Origin of the sequence: Streptomyces sp. NBRC 110028 (genome assembly GCF_001417735.1) — a bacterium.
Lineage (GTDB): Bacteria > Actinomycetota > Actinomycetes > Streptomycetales > Streptomycetaceae > Streptomyces.
On sequence record NZ_BBUZ01000022.1, the window covers coordinates 426,536 to 443,562 of the forward strand.

The window sequence follows — 17,027 nt, forward strand, 5'->3', positions numbered from 1 at the left end:
AAAAAATAGGCTCGGACCATGGCGGCCTCGGCACCCTCACCGGACCCCCTGGACATCGCCGCGGAGGCGACGCGTGGGCTCCAGGGGCTGTCCACCGAGCTGACCGCGCGCGTACCGCGGCTGCTGGAGGCGATGCGCTCCATCGGCACCGGCCTGGAGCTGCGCGTGGTCCTCGACCGGATCGCCGAGACCGCGGCCGAGCTGGCGGGCGCGCGGTGCGCGGCGATCGGCGTGAACGACGCGGTGGGCCAGGGGCTCGCCGATGTCATCACGTACGGGGTGACCGAGGCGGACCGGGCGCGGTGCCGCTCGCTGCTCGCCGGGCGGTCCGCCGGGGCGGGGGCGCTGCCGGCCGATCCGCTGCCGCGGTCCTTCCTCGGGGTGCCGATCCGGGTCGGGGACGAGGCCTTCGGCCATCTGTGCCTCGCCGAGAAGCGGGACGGCGGGGCGTTCAGCGTGTCCGATCTGCACCTGGTCAAGGTGCTGGCGACGGAGGCGGGGATCGCCATCGGCAACGCCCGCTTCCACGAGGCGACCCGGCAGCGGGAGCGGTGGATCGACGGTTCGGTGGCCGTCACCCACTCCCTGCTGTCCGGCGACGCCGAGGACGCCCTGGTGGTGGTGGCGGAGAAGGCGCGTCATCTGGCCGGTTCGGCGGCGGGCATCGTGCTGGTGCCGGAGGAGGGCGGCGGGCTGGAGGTCGTGGCGGTGGACGCCGCGGATCCGCGGCGGGGGACCGCGCTGCTCGGCACGGTCGTCCCGGCCCGGTCCCCGGCCGTGCCGCGGCTGCTGGCCGGGGAGCCGGTGTTCATCGACGACCCGGCCGCCGAACCCCGGCCGGTCGCCGGTGTCCTGGGCCGCTACGGGCCGAACATGATGCTGCCGCTGAGCGGCGGCGACCGGGTGCTGGGCGTGCTCGCGACCCCGCGCGATTCCGGCGCCCGGCCGTTCACCGCCACCGAACGCAGGCTCGCCCTCCAGTTCGCGGCGCAGGCCGCGGTCGCGCTGGTGCTCGCCGAGGCGCAGCGCGACCGGGAGCGGCTGGCGGTGCTGGAGGAGCGGGACCGGATCGCCCGTGATCTGCACGACCTGGTCATCCAGCGGCTGTTCGCCACGGGGATGCTGCTGGAGAGCGTGCGGCGCCACGCGCAGGCGCCGGAGGTGGGGGAACAGGTGGAGCGGGCCGCCGGGGAACTGGGCGCCACCATCCGGGAGATACGGACGGCGATCTTCGCGCTGCAGCAGGGCCCGGAGAGCGCGCCGTCCGGGCTGCGTACCCGGGTGCTGCGGGAGGTGGGGGCGGCCGCGGTGCCGCTCGGGTTCCAGCCGTCGCTCAGCTTCATCGGCCCGGTCGACACGAAGGTCGGCGAACCGGCCGGGAGCAGTCTCGTCGCGGCGCTGCGCGAGGCGCTGTCCAACGCCTTCCGGCATGCCCGGGCGACGCGCATCGAGGTGGTCGTGGACGTGACGGCCCGGCTCGCCGACGGGCGTCCGGTGGTGCGGCTGACGGTCGCGGACGACGGGGTGGGCGTTCCGGCGGGCGGGCGGCGCAGCGGGCTCGCGAACCTGGCCCGGCGGGCGGAGGCGCTGGGCGGGTGGAGCACCTACGGGCCGGGTCCCGGAGCGGGGAGCGGGTCCGGCCGGGGCGGCACGACGGTGGTCTGGCAGGTGCCGCTGTAGGGCGTACGTCGTCCGGGCGGCCCAACTCCTCACCTACGCGGTCCAACTATCGGTCCGTCAGAATGCGGGCTTCCGGAACCGCGGATGGGATGAGCCTCGCGGGCCGCTCGGTCCTCCGTATCCCTTCACACTCCGCGACAGCTTCTTGCGGGGAAGGAAGTCATCACGTGAACAGCCAGAGTCCTACTCCTCGGCGCTCCCGGACGCGCCGCCGGGTCTTCTTCGCCTCCGTCGCGACCGCGGCGGCCATGTCCAGCCAGCTGCTGACCATGGCGCCGGCCCAGGCGGACGACACCGCGATGACCGGTGGAGGCCACCCCAAGCCCCCGAAGCCGCCGACCATCATCCACGGGGTGCAGGAGTTCACCGCGGACGGCACCTTCACGCCGCCCCCGGGGGTCACCTCGGTGCACATCCAGGCATGGGGCGCGGGCGGTGGCGGTGGCGGCGGTGGCGGCGCCAGCAGCGCCGCCGGGGGTGGCACCGGTGGTGGCGGCGGGGCCGGCGGCTTCACCTGGTGCGTCATTCCGGTCACGCCGTTCGCCACCTACTCGGTGGACCTGGGTACCGGCGGTACCGGTGGCACCGCGAGCGGTACCGCCGGCACGACCGGTGGCAACGGCGGCCAGACGACCCTGGCCTCCCTCAGCGGTACCCAGCTCATCGCCGGCGGCGGCCTCGGCGGCACCGGCGGCGGTGGAGCGACCGGTGCGGTCCAGGGCACGCCGGGCGCCGGCGGTGCCGGCGGCACCGGTGCCTGCAACAGCATCTACGCGGTCAACCGGACCGGTGAGGACGGCCAGGACGGCGACGACGGCGGCGCGGGCGGCGACGCGGTCGACGGCATCGTGGGGCTTCCCCTGACGAACACCGGCGCGGGCGGCAACGGCGGCACCGGCGGCATCGCCGGCGGCGGCACCACCCCGGGGACCGCGGGCGGCAACGGCACCGCGGGGGGCAACGGGTACGCCGTCATCTTCTGGTAAACCGGCTCCGGTCGGACACGACCGCCCCCGGCCGCGCGGCGGCCGGGGGCGGTGCCGGTTCTCACCGGGACAGGATCCGCTCGATGACGGCGGCGACGCCGTCCTCGGTGTTGGCGCCGGTGCGGTGCGTGGTGGCGGCGAGCACGTCGGGGTGGGCGTTGGCCATCGCGTACGAGGTGCCCGCCCAGGTCAGCATCTCCAGGTCGTTGGGCATGTCGCCGAACGCCACGACCTCCTCCGCGGCGATGCCGCGCTCGGCGCAGCACATGGCCAGCGTGGAGGCCTTGCTGACGCCCGGGCCGCTGACCTCCAGCAGGGCGGAGGGGCTGGAGCGGGTGAAGTCGCCGTGGTCGCCCGCGACGGCGCGGGCGAGCCGGAGGAACGCGTCGGGGGCCAGCTCCTTGTGGTGCGCGAGCAGCTTGAGGACCGGGGTGCCGGCGTGCTGGAAGCCGTCGCCGAGCAGCTTCTCGGCGGGGGCGATGATCGCGCCGGGGTCGAGGTGGAAGGGCGGGTACTCCGGCTCGTAGAAGATGCCGCCGCTGCGCTCGACCGCGAAGGACGTGCCGGGGGCGGCCCGGCGCAGCTCCTCCACGACGGCCAGCGCCCGGTCGGCGGCCAGCGGGCGGACCTCGACCAGCAGCCCGCCCTGGTGGAGGTCGACCACGGCGGCGCCGTTCGCGCAGATCGCCAGGCCGTGCCCGTGCACATGGGCGCTGACCACGTCCATCCAGCGGGACGGGCGGCCGGTGACGAAGAACACCTCGATGCCCGCCCGCTCGGCCGCGTCGAGCGCCGCGACGGTGCGGTCGGAGACCGTCTTGTCGTCCCGCAGCAGCGTGCCGTCGAGGTCGGTGGCGATCAGCCGGGGCCGGGGCGGGGCGGAGGAGGAACGGCCGGGGGCCGGGTTCTCGGGCTGCTCGATCGCTGGAGTCACGGCAACCATCCTCCCGCATGGGCCGCTCATGGGTGCGGGAAGGGCGCTCGATCGTGCTCCGCGGCCCTTCCTGCGGCCGGACCGTGCGCCGCTGTCACCGGCACCGCTTAGGCTCGACGCCATGCGAGTGAGCACCGTGATCCTGCCCGTCCACCGCTGGGCCGACGGCGGCAGGGAGCTATGGCGGCGCGCCGAGGAGCTGGGTTTCCACGCGGCGTACACCTACGACCACCTGTCCTGGCGCAGCTTCCGCGACGGGCCCTGGTTCGGGGCGGTGCCGACGCTGACGGCGGCCGCCGCGGCGACCTCCCGGCTGCGGCTGGGCACGCTGGTCACCTCCCCCAACTTCCGGCACCCGGTGACGCTCGCCAAGGAGCTGATCTCGCTGGACGACATCTCCGGCGGGCGCGTCACGCTCGGCATCGGCGCGGGCGGTTCCGGCTTCGACGCGACGGCGCTGCTGCGCGGCGCGGAGGAGGCGTGGACGCCGCGGGAGCGGGCGGATCGGTTCGGCGAGTTCGTCGAGCTGCTCGACCGGCTGCTGACGCACGACGTGGTGAGTCACGAGGGCGGGTACTACAGCGCGCGCGAGGTCCGCAACATCCCCGGCTGCGCGCAGCGCCCCCGGCTGCCGTTCGCGGTCGCGGCCACCGGCCCGCGCGGGATGCGGCTCGCGGCGCGGTACGGGCAGGCGTGGGTGACCACGGGCGACCCGAAGCTCTTCGAGACGGGTACGCCCGCCGATTCGCTGGCCGCCATCGGCTGCCAGATCGAGCGGCTCGGCAAGGCGTGCGCCGACACCGGGCGGGACGCGGACGAGCCGCACAAGATCCTGCTCACCGGCTTCACCCCGGACGGGACCCGTCCGCTCAGCTCGGTGGACGCCTTCGTCGACTTCGCGGGCGAGCACGCGCGGCTGGGCATCGACGAGATCGTGCTGCACTGGCCGATCGCCGACTCGGTCTTCGCGGCCGACCCCGGGGTCTTCGAGAAGATCGCCACGGAGGGCGCGGAGCGGGTCGCCGCCCTCTGACACCGGGTTCCGGCGGGTATGCCGGGAATTCCGGTGGAAGCCGTGAATGCGGCGAATGCCGGAATGAGGAGCAGAATCGGGTGTAGAGGCTCCCGCTGCCGCAGTGACTGTGGAGGCACCCATGCCGCGTACCCGCTATGCCCCCGACCGAGGGCTGACCACCCGCATGGTCATGACCATGTTCTTCATCGGCCTGCTCTACGTGGTCTTCGTCGGTGTGCTGATCGCGCTGCTGCGCGGTGCCTGGCCGCTGATCCTGCTCATCGCGGGCGGGCTGTTCGTCGCGCAGTTCTGGTTCAGCGACCGGATCGCGGCGTTCAGCATGGGCGCCCGGGAGGTCACCCCGCAGCAGGCGCCCGAGCTGCACGGCGCGGTGGACCGGCTGTGCGCGCTGGCGGACATGCCGAAGCCGCGGGTGGCGATCGCCGACACCGATGTGCCGAACGCGTTCGCGACGGGCCGCGGCCAGAAGAACGCGCTGGTGTGCGCGACGACGGGGCTGCTGCGGCGGCTGGAGCCGGACGAGCTCGAAGGCGTCCTCGCCCATGAGCTGTCCCATGTCGCGCACCGCGATGTGGCGGTCATGACCATCGCCTCGTTCCTCGGGGTGCTGGCGGGAATCATGACCCGGGCCGCCCTGTGGGGCGGGCTGTCCCGCGGCAGCCGCAACAGCAACGTAGGCATAGCGGTCCTGCTGATCCCGCTGGTCAGCGCCGTGGTGTACACGATCAGCTTTCTGCTGACCCGGCTGCTGTCCCGCTACCGCGAGCTGTCCGCCGACCGGGCCGGTGCCCTGCTGACCGGCCGCCCCTCGGCGCTGGCCGCGGCCCTCACCAAGGTGACCGGGCAGATGGCCCGCATCCCGACCCGCGATCTGCGCAAGGCCGAGCCGTTCAACGCCTTCTTCTTCGCCCCCGCCCTCTCCGGGGAAAGCCTCAGCCGGCTGCTGTCCTCGCACCCGAGCCTGGAGCAGCGGCTCGGGCAGCTCGGGCGCATCGCCGCCCAGCTGGGCCAGCCGGGGAGGAGCTGAGGGCGCGTGGGACTCCTCGACATCATCCTCGGCCGCAGCAAGCCCGTACGGCCCGACCTCGACCAGCTCTTCGGGCTGCCGTCGGCCGCCGTCACCCTGGAGGCGGGGGCCGGGTTCACCCCGACCGGACTCGGGTCGGTCTGCTTCGCGAGCGTCGAGGGCGGTGCCTTCGGCCGGCTCCAGCAGGACGTACGGGAGCTGCTGGACGCTGACACCGGCCGGGGCGGGGTGCCCGTGGAGTTCAGCCAGGACGGATACGGCTACACCTGGCTGCTGGCACGGCAGCCGCCGGACGACGTGGCGGCCCTGGTGAACGACCTGCACGCGGTCAACACACTGCTCCAGGACGGCGGGTTCGGCCCGCAGCTGCTGTGTTCGCTGCTCGGCTTCCACGAGGCGGCGGGGCGTTCGCTCGCGCTGGTCTACCTGTACAAGCGCGGCACGTTCTATCCCTTCGCCCCGCTGCCGGGCGCCGCCGAGAAGCGGGACAACGCCCTGGAACTCCAGGCCCGGGCGCTGCTGGGGGACGATCTGCGGATCGAGCAGGACCTGAGCCGGTGGTTCCCGGTGTGGGGCGCGCCGGGGCTCTGACGCCCGCGGGGGCGGGGGCTGTCGATGGGCAGGCCGGCCGTCACCGCCTGGGCGACGCTCGTGGTCGGGCACCCCTTCACCACCGGTATCGCCCGGCGGCAGGCACCGCACGAGGCGTGGCACACCGCCGTGTCCGGCGGATCAACGGGTGATCTCCTCGGTCTGGGCGGTCCTCACCCCGACCGCCGCGGCGCCGGCCGCCTCGGTGGCCGGCGGTCTGGGCAGCCGGGTGCCGCTGGTGGTGCGGGCCGCCGGATTCGTCCTGCCGGTCCTGTTCACCGCTCGCTGCCCCGAGCGCGCCCGGGCCCGGCTCGCCCCGGACGCCGCCCGGGCGTGACGCCCCGGGACGCCGCCGGAGAGGCACCCCCTCCCCCCTACGGGCGTGTCAGACCCGAGGAGTAGGGAAAACCAGCCGTCTGGGGTGACGTGGACCATGGCTCACACCACTACCGTCGAACACGTGACTGTGATCGCCACCGAAAGCCTGAGCAAGCGGTTCCCCAGGGTCACCGCGCTCGACCGGCTGTCCGTCGACATCACACCGGGCGTCACGGGCCTGGTGGGTGCCAACGGCGCCGGCAAGTCGACCCTGATCAAGATCCTGCTCGGGCTGTCCCCCGCCAGCGAGGGCCGCGCCGCCGTCCTCGGCCTCGACGTCGCCACCGAGGGCAGTGCCATCCGCGAGAGCGTGGGCTACATGCCCGAGCACGACTGCCTGCCGCCGGATGTGTCGGCGACGGAGTTCGTCGTCCACATGGCGCGCATGTCCGGCCTGCCGCCGTCCGCCGCCCGCGAGCGCACCGCCGACACGCTGCGCCACGTCGGGCTGTACGAGGAGCGATATCGCCCCATCGGCGGCTACTCGACCGGGATGAAGCAGCGCGTCAAGCTCGCCCAGGCGCTGGTGCACGACCCGAAGCTGGTCCTGCTGGACGAGCCGACCAACGGCCTCGACCCGGTCGGCCGCGACGACATGCTCGGCCTGATCCGCCGCATCCACACCGACTTCGGCATCTCGGTCCTGGTCACCTCGCACCTGCTCGGTGAGCTGGAGCGCACCTGCGACCACGTCGTCGTCATCGACGGCGGCAAGCTGCTGCGCTCCAGCTCCACCAGCGACTTCACCCAGGTGACGGCCTCCCTCGCGGTCGAGGTGACCGACACCGACGAGCACCCGGACGGCACCGCCGCGCTGCGCGCCGCCCTGGACCGGGCCGGGCTCACCGCCTCGCCCGCGCGCCGCGGAGCGGACGGGGCGCCGGCTTCCGACCATCTGCTGCTCGTGGACGTCGCGGGCGAGGAGACGTACGACACGGTCCGGGACGCCATCGCCGGTCTCGGTCTCGGCCTGGTCCGCATGGAGCAGCGCCGCCACCGCATCGCCGAGATCTTCAGCTCCGAAGACGGCGGCGGTCAGGGCGGCGGTCAAGGCGTCGCACACGGGACCAGCAAGGGAAACGGAGGTGCCGTCGATGCCGTCTGAGACCGTGCCCCAGCAGCGCGCCGACGTCATTCACAACATCGGCTACCGCCACTACGACGGCCCCCGGCTCGGCCGCGCCTACGCCCGCCGCTCGCTCTTCGCGCAGACCCTGCGCGGCGCCTACGGCCTCGGCCGCTCCGCGAAGTCCAAGGTCGCGCCGATGCTGCTGTTCGCCGTCATGTGCGCGCCCGCGGCGATCAGCGTCTCGGTCGCCATCGCCACCGACCTCAAGAAGCTCCCGGTCGAGTACACCCGTTACGCGATCATGCTCCAGGCGGTCATCGGCCTGTACATCGCCGCCCAGGCGCCGCAGGCCGTCTCCCGCGATCTGCGGTTCAAGACGATCCCGCTCTACTTCTCGCGCCCGATCGAGACGGTGGACTACGTGGTGGCCAAGTTCGGCGCCATGGCCTCCGCCCTCTTCCTGCTCACCGCCTCGCCCCTGGTGATCCTGTACGCCGGGGCCCTGCTCGCCAAGCTCGACTTCGCCGACCAGACGAAGGGCTTCGCGCAAGGACTGGTCTCCGTGGGACTGCTCTCGCTCCTCTTCGCCGGCATCAGCCTGGTCATCGCCGCGGCCACCCCGCGGCGCGGCTTCGGCGTCGCCGCCGTCATCGCCGTGCTGACCATCTCCTACGGCGCGGTGTCCACCGTCCAGGCCATCGCGTTCGCCCAGGACGCCACCGGCCCGGTGCGCTGGCTCGGACTGTTCTCGCCGATCACGATCATCGACGGGGTGCAGACGGCGTTCCTCGGCGCCAGTTCCTCCTTCCCCGGCGGCTTCGGCCCGGGTGCCGGGCCCGGCGCCGTCTACGTCCTCGTCCTTCTCGGCCTGATCGCCGGCTCGTTCGGGCTGCTGCTGCGCCGCTACCGAAAGGTCGGGCTGTGACCACGATCGCCATCGACAACGTCTCGCGCTGGTTCGGGAACGTCGTGGCCGTCAACGACGTGACCATGACGATCGGCCCCGGGGTCACCGGGCTGCTGGGCCCCAACGGCGCGGGGAAGTCCACCCTCATCAACATGATGGGCGGCTTCCTGGCCCCCTCCACCGGCAGCGTCACCCTCGACGGCGCCGCGATCTGGCGCAACGAACAGGCCTACCGCCACATCGGCATCGTCCCCGAGCGCGAGGGGATGTACGACTTCCTCACCGGCCGCGAGTTCGTCATCGCCAACGCCGAACTGCACGGACTGCCCGACCCCCGCGCCGCCGCCCGCAAGGCGCTCGACACCGTCGAGATGGACTACGCGGGAGCGCGCAAGATCTCCACGTACAGCAAGGGCATGCGCCAGCGCGTGAAGATGGCCTCCGCCCTGGTCCACGAGCCGTCGGTGCTGCTCCTCGACGAGCCGTTCAACGGCATGGACCCGCGCCAGCGGATGCAGCTGATGGAGCTGCTGCGGCGGATGGGCGCGGAGGGCCGCACCGTGCTGTTCTCCTCGCACATCCTGGAGGAGGTCGAGCAACTGGCCTCGCACATCGAGGTGATCGTCGCGGGACGGCACGCCGCCTCCGGCGACTTCCGCAAGATCCGCCGGTTGATGACGGACCGTCCGCACCGCTATCTCGTACGGTCCAGCGACGACCGCGCGCTCGCTGCCGCCCTCATCGCCGACCCGTCGACCGCCGGGATCCAGGTGGACGCGAGCGACGGCGCCGACGGCGGACTCCACATCCAGGCCGTCGACTTCACACGCTTCACCGAACTGCTGCCCCGCGTCGCCCGTGAACAGGGCATCAGGCTCCTCACGGTCTCGCCCTCCGACGAGTCCCTGGAGAGCGTGTTCTCCTACCTCGTCGCGGCCTGAAAGGAGCCCCTGCGATGCCCGCGCTCTACCATCCCACCGTCGCCCGGCTCACCTACCGAGCCCTGCTCGGCCGCCGCCGCGCGCTGATCCTCTTCCTGCTGCCCGCGCTGCTGGTGGCCATCTCGCTCGCCGTACGGCTGCTGACCGGAGGCGACGACTCCACCACCAACTCCGTCCTGGGCGGCTTCGCGATCGCCACCATGGTCCCGCTGATCGGCGTGATCGCCGGGACCGGGGCGATCGGACCGGAGATCGACGACGGCTCGGTCATCTATCTGCTGGCCAAGCCGGTGAAGCGGCCCACGATCATCGTCACCAAGCTGATCGTCGCGATCGGCGTCACGGTCGCCTTCTCGGCCCTGCCCACCCTGCTGGCGGGCTTCATCCTGGGCGGCAACGGACACAACCTGGCGGTCGGCTACGCCGTGGCCGCCGCCGTGGCGTCCGTCGCCTACAGCGCGATCTTCCTGCTGCTGGGCACGATCACCCGGCACGCGGTCGTGTTCGGCCTGGTCTACGCCCTGGTCTGGGAGGCCTTCTTCGGCAGCCTGGTGGCCGGGGCCAAGACCCTCAGCGTCCAGCAGTGGTCGCTGGCGATCGCCCAGAAGATCACGGACGAGGCGGTCACCTCGGACGTGGGCCTGACGACCGGCGTCATCCTGCTGATCGTCGTGACCGGGGCCGCCACCTGGTACGCGGGGCAGAAGATGCGCTCCCTCACCCTCGCCGGGGAGGAGTGAGCGCGACACGGTCGATGACGGCCGCCGGCGATTGACGAGGCGGCCGGTATCCCCCGGGGCGGCGGTCGTCACGACGACCGCCGCCCCGCTGTGTCCGGGGGTGGCGCGCGGTGCGCGTCAGGACGCGATCGTGCGGTCGCGCCCCGCGCCCAGCCCCAGCAGGGCCAGCGCCGCGCACACCGCGAGCATCAGCAGGAGCGGCAGCGTCCAGCCGCCGGTGGCCTGGTGTACCGCGCCGAGCGCCAGCGGGCCCGCGGCGGCCAGCAGATACCCCCAGGTCTGCGCCATCCCCGACAGCCGCGCCGAGGTGTGGGCATCCCTGGTCCGCAGCACCATCAAGGTGAGCGCGAGGCCCACCGTGCCGCCCTGCCCCACACCGATCAGCGCCGCCCACGCCCAGGCCCCGGCCACCGGGGCCAGCAGCAGCCCGGTGACCCCGGCCGCCATCACTCCGGCCACCACGACCGCCAGCAGCCGCTGCGAGCGCATCCGCCCGGCCAGCAGCGGCACCACGAACGAACCGGACATCTGTACCAGCGTGCTGAAGGCGAAGACCAGACCGGCGGTGGCCTTGTCCATGCCGTGGTCGGTGAGGATCGTCGGCATCCAGGCGATGGTGACGTACGCCATCAGCGACTGCAGCCCCATGAACAGCGTCACCTGCCAGGCCAGCGGCGAACGGGACAGCGTGCCCCTGGCCCCGTTGCCGTCCCCCTTGCCGTCCCTGTTGCGGACCGGCGTCGCGGCGGCCTGACCGTGCTGCGTGCCGCGCCGGGCGAGGACCGCCTGCGGGAGCCACAGCAGCGCCGCGACGGCGGCCAGCAGCGACCAGGAGGCGAGGGAGCCGCGCCAGCCGCCGAGCGCGTTTTCCAGCGGGACGGCGGCCGCGGCGGAGGTGGTCGCCCCGGCGATCATCGCGGTGGTGTAGAGGGCGGTCATGGCCGCCGCACGGTCCGGGAAGTCCCGCTTGATCAGGCCCGGCATCAGCACGTTCAGCAGCGCGATCCCGCTGCCGACCAGGGCGCACCCGGCGAACAGCGCGACCAGCGGCGGCGCGACGCGCAGCAGGATCCCGCCGCCCAGCAGCACCAGCGCCGCCAGCAGCACGGTCTCGGTGCCCCAGCGCCGGGCCAGCCTCGGCGCGAGCGGCGAGGCCACCCCCATGAAGATCAGCGGGATCGTGGTGACCAGGCTGCCCATGGTCGCGCTCAGCCCGAAGTCCCCGCTGATCTCGCCGAGCAGCGGGGAGACCCCGGCGAGCGAGGCGCGCATGTTGAGGGACGCCAGCACGATGCCGACCAGGACGAGCGCCGGGTGGGCGCGCAGCGTGCGCCGGGCGGCGGCCACCTCCGGGGTCGGCCGCAGATCCGTCTCGGCGTCGACGAGCGGCGGCTCGATCCCGGCCTCGGGGGCGGGGGTGTGCGGGCGTGACAAGGACGGCTCCGTTCCGTGGTGGTGGGGGTGTGGGTGGTGGGGTGGAATTCAGCCGTTGGCGAGCAGCGTCTCGACGGCGCGCTTCGGCGTCTCCAGCAGGGCGCGCGCCGCGTCCTCGGCAGCCGTCGGGTCGCCCGACGCGATGGCGTCGATGAGGGCGTGGTGGTCGCCGGGCACGATGCGTGGCATCTCGCGGTCGCCGAGCGACGCCACCAGCGCATCGCGCACCGAACTGCTGAACCAGCCGTACGTGGCGCTCAGCGCGGCGTTGTGCGCGGCGTCGACCACGGCGGTGTGGAACGCGACGTCATGCGCCGCGTACAGCTCATGGCTGCCGGACTCCGGCTGCCCCTCGGCGTCCTCGAAGGCCGCCTGCGAGGCCAGCGCCGCGCGCATCCGCGCCAGATCGCCGGGCTGATGCCGGAGCGCGGCGAGCCGGGCGCCCTCCGCCTCCAGCGCGATGCGCAGCTCCAGCACGTCCCGGATCCCGGCGCGCCGTACGTCCCGCATCACCTCGGCCGGGTCGGTGGTGGACATCACGAAGGTGCCCTCGCCCTGCCTGGACTGGAGCATTCCGGCGTGCACGAGGACGCGCACCGCCTCCCGGACCGTGTTCCGGCCGACCTGGAGCTGTTCGGCGAGCGCGTGCTCGGTCGGGACGCGATCGCCGACCCGCCACTCGCCCTCGGCGAGCTGTGCGCGCAACTGCTCCACGACGGTGTCCACGAGCGACTGCCGCCCGGCGGCACGCAAGGCCATGTCCTGTGGCTCCATCCTCGATTCAACCGGTTGCCCAGTCATCCTACAATCTAGATGGCTATGACACCTACATTGCCCGGTGAGCCGGACGGGCACCGGCCCACCGGACAGGCGGTGGCTACCGCCGACGCCGCCCCTTGCCCCGGACCGCACGCCCGGGCTCCACCGCGATCTTGAGCCGGGCGACATCCCGGCGGACTTCCTTCATGTCCTCGCCGAGGTCGCAGAGCCGCTCGCTCATGGCGCAGATCACCCGGCCGTGCGCGTCGAGCCGCTGGTCCACGCCGTCCAGCCGGGCCGACATCCTGGCCAGCCACGGGGTCAGCTCCCGCAGCGCCGAACCGACATCGGCCAGCCGCGATTCGACGGCGTCGAGACGGCTGCCGACCGGCCCCTCCAGCAGCCGCTCGGTCAGGATCTGTTCGAGCGGAAGCCGCCCGGCGCCGGACTCCTGCCCCGCCCGGGCATGCTCCTCGACGTCGAGCAGATACTTCCGTACCCGCCTGGCGATATCGCTGTCCCGCAGCAGCATGGCGATGTTGAGCACCGCGCGACGGGGGTAGAGGGTGAGGTGAGCGCGACCCTGTGGATAACTCGAATCTGAAAGGTCCATGTTGGACCTTTCAAAGACTTGCAGGTCAGAGCCTCGGAGCGTGTGCATCCCGTTGCTGTGGAACTCCTCCCGGTGTCGCTTGGCCAGGCTCTTGATGGCTTCTTCCCCAACCTCGAAGTACGCCGCGACGACGCGTGTGGTGACGTGGACCCCGTCGGGGAGCATGGCGAGGATCTTGACCTTGTCGAGGATGTCGGTCCGTTCGATCACGCTGTCGCGCAGCGCGCGCGACTCCAGCAGCGCGGTCTCGGGTGGCGTAGGCATGGCTGTGCCTTCCGGTGTGGATACGGGTGGTGTCGTGCCCCACTAGCCAGGGACCAATGGCCGCCCGTATCCAGGGACCAGGAGCGGAGGCTGCCATACCTCTTTCAGACCCAACCGCCGTGCCATCCGGCGATCCGTCGCCCGTCCGAAGCTCGAACTCGCGTTGCCTCCGCGCATAACGCGTATCTAGAACAACGATCCGACTGCAGCAGGGTTACGCGATTCCGCCGTGTTGACGGCGTGCGTCCGGATGGGTGGGCGCTCACGCCGCGACCGGCTCCGTCGGGGACGGTTCGGCCCGTGGCCCGGCGGGGGCCGGGGGCTTCGGGCGGCCGCGGACGACGGTGAGGACGAGGAGGCCCGCCACCAGGGCCGTGATGCCGGAGATCACGCAGATCCGGTCGAGGCCGGCGGCGAACGACTCGTGGACCAGCGAGCGCGCCGCGGCCGCGTGGTGCGGCGGGGCGGCGGTGATGACGGCGTCGGCGTGACCGCCGCTGATCGCGTCGGCCGCCCGGCCTGATGCCCGGGACGGGACGGTGCCGCTGTCGGTGACCACGTCCCGTACCCGCGACGAGAAGACCGTGCCCAGGACCGCGATGCCGAGCGCGTATCCCAGCTGGCGGAAGGTGTTCACCGCGCCGCTGGCCATGCCCGCCCGCTCGGGCGGGGCGGCGCCGAGGGCCGCCGACACCAGGACCGGCATGGCGAGGCCGATGCCGAGACCCGCGAGCGCCAGGCCGGGGGCGAGGGCCGTCCCGTCCGAAGTGGCGTCCACCAGTGTGGCGTTGACGAGCGCGCCCGCCCCTACGAGCAACAGTCCGCCGCCGAGCGTGCGCCCCGGCGCGGCCTTCTCCAGCAGGCGCCCGCCCGCCGCTCCGACGACCAGCGAGACGCCCGCCATCGGTGTCACCGCGAGCCCCGCCCGTACCGGGCTCATGCCGAGTACGGACTGCAGCCACAGCCCGGCGTAGGTGAGGTACGGGAAGGCCGCCGCCTGGAGCAGCAGGGCCGCGCCCATCAGCACCGCGAAGGACGGGCGGCGCAGAAGCCGCAGGTCGAGCAGGGGCTGCCGGGCCCCGCGCTCCACCGCGACGAAGACGATCAGCGCGAGCGCGGCACCGGCCAGGGCGACGACCGCCCCGGGGTCGGACCAGCCCTCTTCGCCGCCCCGCATCAGCCCGTACGTCAGCGCGCCGGCGCACGCGGTGAAAAAGGCGGCGCCCGGCCAGTCGATGCGCGCCCCCGGCGCACCGCGCGATTCGCCGATCGTACGGACCGTGATCCACACTGCGATGGCCGTCAGCGGCAGGTTGACCAGGAAGATGGCCCGCCAGTCGACGTACTCGGTGAGCACCCCGCCCAGCACCGGGCCGACCGCCGCGGCCGCCCCGCTCGTACCGCCCCACACCCCGAAGGCGATGCCGCGGGCGCGTCCGGTGTAGGTGGCCATCAGCAGCGGTGTGTTGGTGGCGAACATGGCCGCGGCCCCGGCGCCCTGGACCGCGCGGGCGGCGATCAGCACCCCGGCGTCGGGGGCGAGCCCGCAGATCAGCGAGGAGAGGGCGAAGACGGCGAGGCCGAGCAGATACAGCCGCCGCCGTCCGAAGAGGTCGGCCGCCGAACCGGCCACCATGAGCAGCGCGGCGAGCGCCAGCGCGTAGATGTCCATCACCCACTGCAGGGAGGCGAAGGACGCGTCGAGTCCGTGCGCCACCTGGGGCAGCGCGGTGTTCACGATGGTCACGTCTATCAGCAGCATGAAGTTGCCGAGTGTGATGGCGGCCAGTGGCCACCATGTGCTGCGCATGGAAAGTCTCCAAGAGGTAACCGGGGGCCGGCCCGTCGCCGTGGCCCCGCGGCCCTCACCGTCGCCAAGGGTCCGGTTCCACCTCCAGCCGGCCCGGGCCTGGTGGCGTTATCCGACACCGGCTAGTTTTGATCGGTGAAATCCGACGCGTGCGACGATCTGGACCGGGCGCTGCTGCACGCCCTCCAGCTCGACGGCCGGGCTCCCTTCAGCCGCATCGCCGAGGTGCTGGGCGTCTCCGACCAGACCGTGGCGCGCCGTTACACCCGGCTGCGGACGACGGGGGCGATCCGGGTGCTGGGCCTGACCGACCCCATGGCGGTCGGCGAGGTGGCGTGGATGGTGCGGGTGCGGTGCCTGCCGGACGCGGCGGTGCCGGTCGCCGAGGCGCTGGCCCGCCGCACCGACACCTCCTGGGTGCATGTGCTGTCCGACGGGACCGAGGTCGTCGCGACGACGCGGGCGGCGTCCGGCCAGGACAACGACGCGCTGCTGCTGCGCAAACTGCCCCATACGCCCCGAGTGACGGGGGTGAGCGCGCACTGTGTCCTGCACCAGTTCTTCGGTGGTGCGCTGGGTCTGGTCAACAAGTCGGGTGCGCTGAGCCCCGAGCAGGCGGCACGGCTCGCCTTTCCCGGGGTGGACCACCCCGGGGGTTCCGCCGGGGCCCTGACCGCCGAGGACCGGAAGCTGCTGGCGGTCCTCGCGCGCGACGGGCGGGCGCCGCTGGCCGAACTCGCCGCCGCCACCGGCTGGTCGCAGTCGACGGTACGCCGCCGGCTCGCCGCGCTGCGCGCCGACGGCACGCTGTACTTCGACGTCGATCAGCGTCAGCGCATGTTCGGGTACGACATCACGGCCGTGCTGTGGCTGTCGGTGCCGCCCTCCGATCTGGCCGCCACCGGCCAGGCGCTCGCGGACCACCCCGAGGTCGCGTTCGCGTGCGCGACCACCGGGCCCACCAACCTGATGGCGAGCGTGGTGTGCGAGGGCGTCTCCGCGCTGTACACCTATCTGACGACGCGGATCGCCGCGCTGCCCGCGGTACGGCATATGGAGACCTCGCCGATCATCCGCAGGATCAAGGGGCCGGGGCCGTTGCCCCCCACGCCGCGCGACCCGTCGCGCCTTCCTTTCTGAACCGGCGGGCCGAAGGACGGGGTGAACTGGCCGTTCTTCCGGTCCACTTGGAGGAACCTCCGAACCTCCGCTGGTCGAACTCTGTTCATCCATACGCCTGTCCAGATCTTGACGCTTGTCAGGAACCTGCCGAACTCTGGTTGTGCGCCACCTCACACCGTTCCGCAACCCGCCACCCGAGCTGGCGGTTTGAGCTGCCGTCAGCAACCAACGGAGGGAACCCGAAATGCGTCGTCTCGCCACGAGTCTTGCCGCCACCGCGGTCACCGCGGCCGCCACCGTCGCCCTGGCCGCCCCCGCCGAGGCCGTCCCCGCCGACAAGGCGCAGGTGCTCGCCGGCTGGACCCAGACCAGTGCCGCCAGCTACAACACCTGGCTCGCGGCCCGCGGCAACCAGGGCGCGTGGGCCGCGTACGCGTTCGACTGGTCCACCGACTACTGCAGCAGCTCGCCCGACAACCCCTTCGGCTTCCCCTTCCAGACCTCGTGCGCCCGCCACGACTTCGGGTACCGCAACCACAAGGCGCTCGGCATCTTCGACGCCAACAAGGCCCGTCTCGACAGCGCCTTCTACGAGGACCTCAAGCGGGTGTGCACCGCCTACACCGGTGCCACGAAGACCACCTGCGACGGCACCGCGTGGACCTACTACCAGGCCGTGAAGAACCTCGGCTGAGCCGGACCCCGCAGGAGAAATGACGACGGGCGGCCCGCCAGG

The 17,027-nt window shown here is 72.8% G+C and carries 17 protein-coding genes; 12 read left to right on the plus strand and 5 right to left on the minus strand.

The genetic code is table 11. The features are described from left to right. Nucleotides 1-18 precede the first annotated feature (18 nt). Together ASC60_RS02025 and ASC60_RS42000 are read left to right on the plus strand one after the other, a co-directional pair. Nucleotides 19-1,680 (plus strand): GAF domain-containing sensor histidine kinase, encoded by a 1,662-nt coding sequence (locus ASC60_RS02025; RefSeq protein WP_199830839.1) that lies wholly within the window; start codon nucleotides 19-21, stop codon nucleotides 1,678-1,680. A gap of 167 nt (nucleotides 1,681-1,847) precedes the next feature. After that, nucleotides 1,848-2,666 (plus strand): hypothetical protein, encoded by an 819-nt coding sequence (locus ASC60_RS42000; protein WP_055546042.1) that lies wholly within the window; start codon nucleotides 1,848-1,850, stop codon nucleotides 2,664-2,666. A 61-nt stretch (nucleotides 2,667-2,727) separates the two neighbouring features. On the opposite strand, the gene ASC60_RS02035 is transcribed toward ASC60_RS42000, so the two are convergent. Next, nucleotides 2,728-3,609: a Cof-type HAD-IIB family hydrolase gene (locus tag ASC60_RS02035; RefSeq protein ID WP_199830840.1), complete on the minus strand. Its 882-nt coding sequence runs from the start codon at nucleotides 3,607-3,609 to the stop codon at nucleotides 2,728-2,730. 112 nt (nucleotides 3,610-3,721) lie between these two features. Here ASC60_RS02035 and ASC60_RS02040 point away from each other — a divergent pair, with 112 nt between their 5' ends. The 8 genes from ASC60_RS02040 (at nucleotide 3,722) to ASC60_RS02075 (ending at nucleotide 10,289) form a co-directional block, all read left to right on the plus strand. Then, a complete protein-coding gene (locus ASC60_RS02040) occupies nucleotides 3,722-4,633 on the plus strand; it encodes an LLM class flavin-dependent oxidoreductase (protein ID WP_055546046.1) in 912 nt (303 codons plus the stop codon). Nucleotides 4,634-4,754: 121 nt separating this feature from the next. Next, nucleotides 4,755-5,663 (plus strand): zinc metalloprotease HtpX, encoded by a 909-nt coding sequence (htpX, locus tag ASC60_RS02045; RefSeq protein ID WP_055546048.1) that lies wholly within the window; start codon nucleotides 4,755-4,757, stop codon nucleotides 5,661-5,663. A gap of 6 nt (nucleotides 5,664-5,669) precedes the next feature. After that, nucleotides 5,670-6,254 carry a hypothetical protein gene (locus ASC60_RS02050; RefSeq protein ID WP_055546050.1) on the plus strand — a complete coding sequence of 195 codons (585 nt, stop codon included), beginning with the start codon at nucleotides 5,670-5,672 and terminating at the stop codon, nucleotides 6,252-6,254. A gap of 148 nt (nucleotides 6,255-6,402) precedes the next feature. Further along, nucleotides 6,403-6,591 (plus strand): hypothetical protein, encoded by a 189-nt coding sequence (locus tag ASC60_RS02055; protein WP_055546052.1) that lies wholly within the window; start codon nucleotides 6,403-6,405, stop codon nucleotides 6,589-6,591. Between the two features lie 96 nt (nucleotides 6,592-6,687). After that, complete coding sequence (locus ASC60_RS02060; RefSeq protein WP_055547120.1) at nucleotides 6,688-7,737, plus strand: ABC transporter ATP-binding protein; 1,050 nt, start codon at nucleotides 6,688-6,690, stop codon at nucleotides 7,735-7,737. Further along, nucleotides 7,727-8,626 (plus strand): ABC transporter permease subunit, encoded by a 900-nt coding sequence (locus tag ASC60_RS02065; RefSeq protein WP_055546054.1) that lies wholly within the window; start codon nucleotides 7,727-7,729, stop codon nucleotides 8,624-8,626. Before ASC60_RS02060 ends, ASC60_RS02065 begins: the two co-directional genes overlap by 11 nt. Beyond that, nucleotides 8,623-9,549, plus strand: a complete 927-nt coding sequence (locus ASC60_RS02070; protein WP_055546056.1) for an ABC transporter ATP-binding protein — start codon at nucleotides 8,623-8,625, stop codon at nucleotides 9,547-9,549. The genes ASC60_RS02065 and ASC60_RS02070 overlap by 4 nt, the downstream gene beginning before the upstream one ends. 14 nt (nucleotides 9,550-9,563) lie before the next feature. Further along, nucleotides 9,564-10,289 carry an ABC transporter permease subunit gene (locus ASC60_RS02075; RefSeq protein ID WP_055546058.1) on the plus strand — a complete coding sequence of 242 codons (726 nt, stop codon included), beginning with the start codon at nucleotides 9,564-9,566 and terminating at the stop codon, nucleotides 10,287-10,289. 117 nt (nucleotides 10,290-10,406) lie between these two features. Here ASC60_RS02075 and ASC60_RS02080 read toward each other — a convergent pair whose 3' ends face one another. From ASC60_RS02080 to ASC60_RS02095, 4 genes are all read right to left on the minus strand, one after another. Beyond that, on the minus strand, nucleotides 10,407-11,723 hold the full coding sequence (locus tag ASC60_RS02080; RefSeq protein ID WP_055546060.1) for an MFS transporter: 1,317 nt from the start codon (nucleotides 11,721-11,723) through the stop codon (nucleotides 10,407-10,409). A gap of 48 nt (nucleotides 11,724-11,771) precedes the next feature. Further along, a complete protein-coding gene (locus ASC60_RS02085) occupies nucleotides 11,772-12,482 on the minus strand; it encodes a FadR/GntR family transcriptional regulator (RefSeq protein WP_055546062.1) in 711 nt (236 codons plus the stop codon). A 118-nt stretch (nucleotides 12,483-12,600) separates the two neighbouring features. Continuing rightward, nucleotides 12,601-13,359 carry a hypothetical protein gene (locus tag ASC60_RS02090; protein WP_055546064.1) on the minus strand — a complete coding sequence of 253 codons (759 nt, stop codon included), beginning with the start codon at nucleotides 13,357-13,359 and terminating at the stop codon, nucleotides 12,601-12,603. 262 nt (nucleotides 13,360-13,621) lie between these two features. Beyond that, complete coding sequence (locus ASC60_RS02095) at nucleotides 13,622-15,169, minus strand: MFS transporter (protein WP_055546066.1); 1,548 nt, start codon at nucleotides 15,167-15,169, stop codon at nucleotides 13,622-13,624. Nucleotides 15,170-15,304: 135 nt separating this feature from the next. Between ASC60_RS02095 and ASC60_RS02100 the strand changes: the two genes are divergently transcribed. Then, nucleotides 15,305-16,309: an Lrp/AsnC family transcriptional regulator gene (locus ASC60_RS02100; protein WP_055546068.1), complete on the plus strand. Its 1,005-nt coding sequence runs from the start codon at nucleotides 15,305-15,307 to the stop codon at nucleotides 16,307-16,309. Between the two features lie 226 nt (nucleotides 16,310-16,535). Next, nucleotides 16,536-16,985, plus strand: coding sequence for a phospholipase (locus tag ASC60_RS02105; protein WP_055546070.1), 450 nt, complete (start codon nucleotides 16,536-16,538; stop codon nucleotides 16,983-16,985). Nucleotides 16,986-17,027 lie beyond the last annotated feature (42 nt).